This window comes from Acutalibacter caecimuris (assembly GCF_034335085.1).
Classification (GTDB): domain Bacteria; phylum Bacillota; class Clostridia; order Oscillospirales; family Acutalibacteraceae; genus Acutalibacter; species Acutalibacter caecimuris.
On record NZ_JAWXXJ010000029.1, the window covers coordinates 32,418 to 39,513 of the forward strand.

Genomic DNA, 7,096 nt, shown 5'->3' on the forward strand with positions numbered 1-7,096 from the left:
CTTGGGCTGTTTGCTCGACCGCCAGTGGGGCGCTTGCCTGCGTTTTGCTTGTTTTGCCGGTTTGGGGCTTCCGGCCGCGGCGGGGACTGTTTGCGCTTGTTTGGGCTTGCCTCCGGCGGCGCAAGGGGCGCTGCCCCTTGCGGATCCCTGCCAGGGGCCACAGGCCCCTGGACCCCCATCCGTTATCTGCCTCTCTCAGCGTCTTGGGCCGTTTGCTCGACCGCCGGTGGGGCGCTTGCCTGCGTTTTGCTTGTTTTGCCGGTTTGGGAGGCCCGGCTGCGGGGATGCCCTTGAAGAAAGGAAAGTGATTACATGATTGATATGGAAAAGATACAGCGGGCCGTACGGGATATTCTGGAGGCCGTGGGCGAGGAACCGGACCGGGAGGGTTTGCGGGAAACCCCGGAGCGGGTGGCCAGGATGTACGGGGAGATATTCTCCGGGCTGGCCGGCGACCCGAAGGAGCATTTGAAGATCTTTCAGGAAAGCGGCAAGCACGACGAGCTGGTGTTTGTAAAGGACATCCCCCTTTACTCGGTGTGCGAACACCATCTGCTGCCTTTTATCGGCCGGGCCCACATTGCCTATATACCAAGGGACGGGCGGATCATCGGCCTGTCGAAGTTCGCCCGGATTGTGGACTGCTTTGCCCGCCGCCCCCAGGTACAGGAGCGGCTGACCGGGCAGATTGCGGATTTCCTGTACGAAAATTTGCAGCCCCAAGGGGTGGCGGTGTTTATAGAGGCCGAACACCTGTGCATGACCATGCGGGGGGCCAGGGCCGCCGGGGCAAAGACCCAGACCTCTGCCCTGCGGGGCTGTATGCGCTCGGACGCCCGCAGCCGGGCCGAGGTGCTGGCGCTGCTGGAGGGCAAGTAGATGGCGGGGTTTCAGGCCGGGGCCTTTTGGCGGGACGTGCTGGCCCAGGACCCGGCGGCTTTGCCGGGCTGGTTTGCGCCCGGCGCCCGGATCCATTGGCCTTGCACCAACGAGCGCTTTACCGTGGCGGAGTATGTACGGGCCAACTGCGCGTATCCCGGCCAATGGGACGGCCGGGTGGAGCGGGAACTTTGGGCGGGGGATACGCTGGTTACGGTGGCCAGGGTGTTTGCCAAGGAGGGCGGCCCTTCCTTCCATGTGACCGGCATCTTCCGGTTTGCGGGAGGGAAGATCGCCCAAATGGACGAGTACTGGGCGGACGACGGCCCGCCGCCCCTGTGGCGGCAGGAAATGGGATTGGGGGAAAAGATTGTATGACAGAGATGCAGCCGGCACGTTTTTGCGCCAGGGACCACTGCCTGCCATTGGCGCGCACTTACATCATGGGGATTTTAAACGTGACGCCGGATTCCTTCTCGGACGGCGGGCAGTTTTTGCAGCCGGAAAAGGCTTTAGCCCACGGGCTGGAGATGGAGGCGGACGGGGCGGATGTGCTGGATATGGGCGGGCAGTCTACCCGGCCGGGGTATGAGGCGGTGAGCCCCGAAGAGGAGTGGGCCCGGCTGGGGGCGGTGCTGCCGGGGATTTTGGGGCGCACCAGGCTGCCGGTTTCGGTGGACACCTTTTACCCCCAGGTGGCGGAAAAGGCCCTGGCTGCCGGGGCGCATATCATCAACGATGTGTCCGGCTTTGGGGACGGGATGCTACAGGCCGTGGCGGGTTCGGGCTGCGGGTGCGTGGTCATGTTCCCCGGAGGCGGGGAGGGCGGGGACGTGTGCCTGGCCGCCCGGCGCTTTTTTGAGCAGCGGCTCAACCGCGCCGTGCAGTTGGGCATTGCCCCGGAACGCCTGTGCTTTGACCCGGGCATCGGCTTTGGCAAGACGATGGAGGAGAACCTGCGGCTGATTGCCAGGGTGCAGGACTGCAAGCTGCCGGGCATAGCCTACCTGATGGCTGCCTCCCGCAAACGGGTGACCGGCGCTTACTGCGGCAACCCGCCCTTCCCCCGGCGCCTGCCCGCTACCATCGCCGCCCATACCGCCGCGATCCTGGGCGGCGCTGACATGATCCGCGTCCACGATGTGGGGGAGTCTGTTCAGGCCGCCCGGATGGCGGACGCGCTGCGGGCCGGCCGGCTGGGGGAAGGGGCTTAAGGGGCGCTGCCCCTTAAGAATCCCTGCCAAAGGGGCACGGCCCCTTTGGGAACCCTTCCTCGCGTACGAAAAGCGTATTTTATTTGGGCCGCCGGCACGCGCATGGGAAATAGGATGTTGGTGGCGTATACCTTGTTTTTATGGGCGGGGACATGGGCTTTCTGCGGCCCCAATAGATGCCGCCAACGGGCCAATCATCGGGCGGAAACAGAAAAAGCGTGGGATGCGCCCGTAGTTAACGGTTTTATGCGGAGCCAAGAGAATGGCCCGGTTAAAGCCGCTATACAGCCCATAGCAAGAAATAAATCAAGAAAAACGAAAAAACGGCTACAGGTCGAGCAGCCGGGCTAACGCAACAGCGCGGCCGATAACGGCACAAAAGTTTTTGAAGAGTGCAGAGAAACTTTTTTCAAAAAGTTTCTCTGCCCGCCGGAGGCAGCCTTAAGGAGGAGAGAGCGTGGACAAGATATATATGAAGGGGCTGGAGATATTCGCCTACCACGGGGTGAACCCGGAGGAGAAGGAAAATGGGCAGCCCTTTGTGCTGGACATTACCCTATGGACCGACCTGGCCAGGGCCCGGCACAGTGACAATCTGGCGGACACGGTGAATTACGCCGCGGTGCGCAAGACCGTACAGCGGGTATTTACCGGGGAGAAATATGATTTGATTGAGCGGGCTGCCCAGGCCGTGTGCGACGGGATACTGGCGGAGCACCCCAGGGTGCAGGCCGTGGGGCTGACCCTGAAGAAACCGGAGGCACCTATGAACGCGGTATTCGACTATGTGGCGGTGGAGATACAGATACAGCGGGAAGGGGGCGGGGACCTATGAAGGCCGTGTTGGGCATTGGCAGCAACCTGGGCCAGCGGGAAGAAAACCTGGCCGCCGCTTTCAGCCGCCTGGAAGGGCTGCCGGGGGCGGGGATTTTGGCGATTTCCAGCATCTACGAAACAGAGCCCTTTGACGTGCTGAGCCAGCAAGAAGATTACCTGAACTGCTGCGTATTGATAGACACCATCCTGGAACCGGACGCCCTGCTGGACGCCTGCCTGGGCATTGAAACAGACCTGGGCCGGGTGCGCCAAGAGTACCACGGGGCCAGAACGCTGGACATCGACCTGCTGCTGTGCGAGGGATTTACCAGCAGTACCCCCCGGCTTACGGTGCCCCACCCGGGCATTTTGCAGCGGGCTTTTGTGCTGGTGCCCTTGTCTGACCTGTTCCCCCTGCACAGCGGGCTGGGGTTTAACTTTGCCGCCGCCTACGAGGCCGTAGACAAAACCGGCGTGCGGCTGTACAAATAGGAGGCGTTATGGCGGATATTACATATAGGGAAATAACGGCGGGGGAGCTCTCCCCCGAACTGTTGAGGAGGTTCCGGCGGCACCAGGACGTAAAGCGCTGCTGGCGGAAGATAGACGGCCAGTGGGTGCTGCGGGACATCGCCTTTACCGACGACTGGGATGCCGCGGACCACCGGCGGGTATGCGGGCAGCTACGGGATGTGCTTGCCAGCGGCGGCGCGGTATGGGGGGCCTTTGCGGACGGCTGGCTGAAGGGCTTTTCCAGCGTGGACGGCCGGCGCATTGGCAGCCGGGGCCAGTACGCGGTGCTGGCGGAACTGCACGTTTCGGAGGAGCTGCGGGGCCGGGGGCTGGGGCGCAGGCTGTTTTCCCTGGCGGCAGAGGAGGCCCGGAGGCTGGGGGCGGAAAAGCTGTATATCTCCGCCATGTCGGCGGAGGAATCCCAGGCGTTTTACCGGGCCATGGGCTGTGTGGAGGCCCTGGAGTACGACCCGCCCCATGTGGAAAAGGAGCCCTGCGACGTACAGATGGAATACACGCTGTAAAGTTCTTCCGCCAAACGGACGGAATCTGTGCAAATAGTCGAAAATTTGCAGGAAATTTTGGCCAGAACTTTGTAGAATACGCGGTAGAGATTTTGGCAGGGTTTTGTGCTATAATGGAACGGTAGGCAGATATACCTTGAAATAAGGCGCAGGCGGGTTTCGCCGGGGCCTTATTTGTATGCCTTTGTTTGGGATGTGTCTGGCCTGTTTTTGTACTTTATTACTTTATTTAGGAAGGAAGGGATCGTTTTATGGCAGGCAAGCTCTCTGCCCTTTTTGAGGCGCAGGATATGACCCAGGGCAGCCCCACCAAAAACCTTATCCGCTTTTCTGTGCCCTTGCTGATTGGCAACATGGCCCAGCAGCTTTACAGCACGGTGGACTCTATTGTGGTGGGCAACTACGTGGGGGATGGCGCTTTGGCGGCCATTGGGGCCAGCAACCCGGTGATCAACCTGCTGCTGGTACTGTTTATGGGCGTGTCCGTGGGGGCCAGCGTAATGGCCTCCCAGTACTTTGGGGCCAAGGAGCGGGACAGCCTTTCCGCCACCATTGGCACCACCATTACGGCTACCTTTGTGACCTCGGTGTTTATTATGGTGGTGGGGCCGCTGATTACCCACCCGGTGATGCGCCTGCTGGACACCCCCCAGGAGATCTACGACATGGCCTGCGGGTATTTGATCATCCTGTTTTTGGGCATTTTGGGCAGCGCGTACTACAATATTATCTCCGGCGTGCTGCGGGGGCTGGGGGACTCGATTATGCCCCTGGTGTTTTTGCTGGTGGCCTGTTTCCTGAACATCGGCCTGGACGTGTGGTTTGTGGCCGGGCTGAAGATGGGGGTGGCCGGGGCTGCCTGGGCGACCATTATCTCCCAACTGATCTCCGGCATACTGTGCATGGTGCGGCTGCTGCGTATGCGGGATGTGTTTGACGTAAGCTGGCGGGGGCTGTGGCCCAAATCAGCCTATGTTAACCGGCTGGTAAGGCTTGGCCTGCCCAGCGGCCTGACCCAGGCGATTTTCTCCTTTGCCATGATCATCATCCAGTCTTTGACCAACTCCTTTGGCGCGTCGGTGCTGGCGGCCAACACGGTGGTAATGCGGGTGGACGGCTTTGCCATGATGCCCAACTTCACCTTTGGCTCGGCTATGACCACCTACACCGGCCAGAATATGGGTGCGGGCCGGCTGGACCGTACCGAAAAGGGCGCTAAGGCCGGTATGCTGATGGGCCTGGGGGTTTCGGTGGTACTGGTGGGGCTGATCTTGATTTTTGGCAAATACCTGATGCTGATGTTTACCAGCACGCCGGCGGTAATTGACCTGGGCCAGCGGATGCTGAACACCCTGGCCATCGGCTACATAGCCATGGCGGTGACACAGATCCTCTCCGGCGTGATGCGGGGCGCGGGGGACACCATGACCCCTATGTGGATCTCTGTGATTACCACCGTCGTTATCCGGGTGCCTGTGGCTTACGGGCTGGAGTTCCTGACCCGGCCTGCGGGCGGCGCTATGGGCTCCGGCACGCCTGACCCCCTGTTCCTGTCCCTGGTGATCTCCTGGGTGGCGGGCGCAGTGCTTACGGTTATCGCCTACGCCAGGGGCGGCTGGAAGAAGAAGGCCATCACCAAGGCTGCCGGCGGCAAGGAGTAAGGTAGGGCCTGGCCCTCTCCCCCGGAGCGCGGTCGGGGGGCTTATCAGGCGGAATAAAAAGGGAAAGCGTAGCCCCCTGCGGCTTTTGGGGGCTACGCTTTTTGGTTGGGTAGGACGGGGCGGGCTGGGCTTTAGCGGCGCATACCGTTGCCGCCGTGAGGGGGCGGCAACAGGTTGTAGTTAAAGCGGGGGCGCTCGTTGGGCATATAGAAATATACAAACTTGATAGAAAATATATCGCACACAATGAAATTATTGGCCGGTTCGTCATAAAGGGTGACAAAACTGCGGCCTACCAGGTAGAGCATACCCTGCTTGCGCACCATCTGCTCGGTGCCGATGAGGAACTCGACCACCACGAAATTGCCGATATTCTGGGACAGGATGGACTGCATGGTGCCCCGCATCTCTTCGCTGTCAAAATCTTCCTGGGGCAGGTGCTCGAAATTGTCCATGGTGGCGGCGCCGTCCGCCTCCCGGAGGTAGTCTGCCCGGCTGGTGAGCCGCCGCATGGCGGACGAATTCCGCCCGCATTCTCTTTGGTTTTCTGTCATGTGGATTCCCCCTTCAGGTTAGATGGTGTACATACGTTGTTTCTGTATTACCCTATGTTTCGGCGTATAATTCGGTGGGATTGTAGAAACAGTGGTCCCCCAGCCGGATGACAAAACGGCCTACAGCGGAGGGGAAATTCTCCCGGCAGGAGGGCTTGTAGGGGTTGAAATACCATAGGGCAAAACCCAGGTTGCCCAGGCGGTTGCCGGCTATGGCCCAGTCGGCGACATAGTAGTGTACGTCGGTGGGGCGCATATTGTAGATGTTTTGCAGGTTGGCCACGCCGCCTACGGTTTCCATTACGCAGGTGAACTGGCGGGGTTGATATACTACCTGTCGTATGGTCATCAGGCGGCCATACTCCCCATAGGTGACTTGCACCCGGTTCATGACTACGCAGGCCACGGCTTTCATGCCGGTTTCCCCCTCGCCGCCGGCCTCGCACTCAATAATACGGGCCAAAATCTCCCTGTCTGAAAACGCCAATCCCCCCACCTCCTTTCCTGGTGATTCTAGTGGGGTGTGTCCAAAGCGAAGAGTTTATGTCGAAATTTTGGCCTCTGGCAGTTTAGGGGCTTTGCCCCTAAAAACCCCACCACCTTTGAAAAGGTGGACGAAACTTTTACTATATTGTTCGCCGGAGCCTCGCTCTTAAACTCTCCGCTTTGGACACACCCATTCTAGTAAACGCACTTGAAAAGACCACTGCACTGGTTTTCAAGTGCGTTTACTATATATGCCCGGAGGTGGTGGGATATGCGTTTTTTGAGGTGTTAGGCTAAACTAACCGGCAGATAGTAAGGGGTTATTCGGGAGATAGCAGGCCGGTGTTGGGGGGATAGCAGGGGGGTATGGGGCGGGTGTTGGCGGGGGCGTTGGGGATGAGGGGAGTGGGTGGGGTATCAGAGGAAAATTAGATCGGAAGAGCGTCGTG

Annotated in this window: 9 protein-coding genes; 7 read left to right on the forward strand and 2 right to left on the reverse strand. The window is 60.1% G+C overall.

Going from position 1 to position 7,096, the window contains the following annotated elements:
• The first annotated feature begins 312 nt into the window (after positions 1-312).
• The 7 genes from folE (at position 313) to U8U01_RS14250 (ending at position 5,607) form a co-directional block, all read left to right on the forward strand.
• Positions 313-879, forward strand: a complete 567-nt coding sequence (gene folE / locus U8U01_RS14220; RefSeq protein WP_322175541.1) for a GTP cyclohydrolase I FolE — start codon at positions 313-315, stop codon at positions 877-879.
• Positions 880-1,257: a nuclear transport factor 2 family protein gene (locus U8U01_RS14225; RefSeq protein ID WP_322175544.1), complete on the forward strand. Its 378-nt coding sequence runs from the start codon at positions 880-882 to the stop codon at positions 1,255-1,257. It abuts the gene before it with no gap.
• The gene (gene folP, locus U8U01_RS14230; protein WP_322175547.1) at positions 1,254-2,093 is read left to right on the forward strand and encodes a dihydropteroate synthase; all 840 of its coding nucleotides are present in this window, start codon (positions 1,254-1,256) and stop codon (positions 2,091-2,093) included. Before U8U01_RS14225 ends, folP begins: the two co-directional genes overlap by 4 nt.
• Before the next feature lie 457 nt (positions 2,094-2,550).
• Positions 2,551-2,928: a dihydroneopterin aldolase gene (gene folB, locus U8U01_RS14235; protein ID WP_322175549.1), complete on the forward strand. Its 378-nt coding sequence runs from the start codon at positions 2,551-2,553 to the stop codon at positions 2,926-2,928.
• Entirely contained in the window at positions 2,925-3,401 is a 477-nt protein-coding gene (gene folK, locus U8U01_RS14240; RefSeq protein ID WP_322175552.1) for a 2-amino-4-hydroxy-6-hydroxymethyldihydropteridine diphosphokinase, read from the forward strand. Before folB ends, folK begins: the two co-directional genes overlap by 4 nt.
• A gap of 8 nt (positions 3,402-3,409) precedes the next feature.
• Positions 3,410-3,946: a GNAT family N-acetyltransferase gene (locus U8U01_RS14245; RefSeq protein ID WP_322175553.1), complete on the forward strand. Its 537-nt coding sequence runs from the start codon at positions 3,410-3,412 to the stop codon at positions 3,944-3,946.
• A gap of 251 nt (positions 3,947-4,197) precedes the next feature.
• Positions 4,198-5,607 (forward strand): MATE family efflux transporter, encoded by a 1,410-nt coding sequence (locus tag U8U01_RS14250; protein ID WP_322175555.1) that lies wholly within the window; start codon positions 4,198-4,200, stop codon positions 5,605-5,607.
• Positions 5,608-5,738: 131 nt separating this feature from the next.
• Here U8U01_RS14250 and U8U01_RS14255 read toward each other — a convergent pair whose 3' ends face one another.
• Positions 5,739-6,161 carry a hypothetical protein gene (locus U8U01_RS14255; RefSeq protein ID WP_322175559.1) on the reverse strand — a complete coding sequence of 141 codons (423 nt, stop codon included), beginning with the start codon at positions 6,159-6,161 and terminating at the stop codon, positions 5,739-5,741.
• Between the two features lie 52 nt (positions 6,162-6,213).
• Positions 6,214-6,648: a cell wall hydrolase gene (locus tag U8U01_RS14260; protein ID WP_322175561.1), complete on the reverse strand. Its 435-nt coding sequence runs from the start codon at positions 6,646-6,648 to the stop codon at positions 6,214-6,216.
• Positions 6,649-7,096 lie beyond the last annotated feature (448 nt).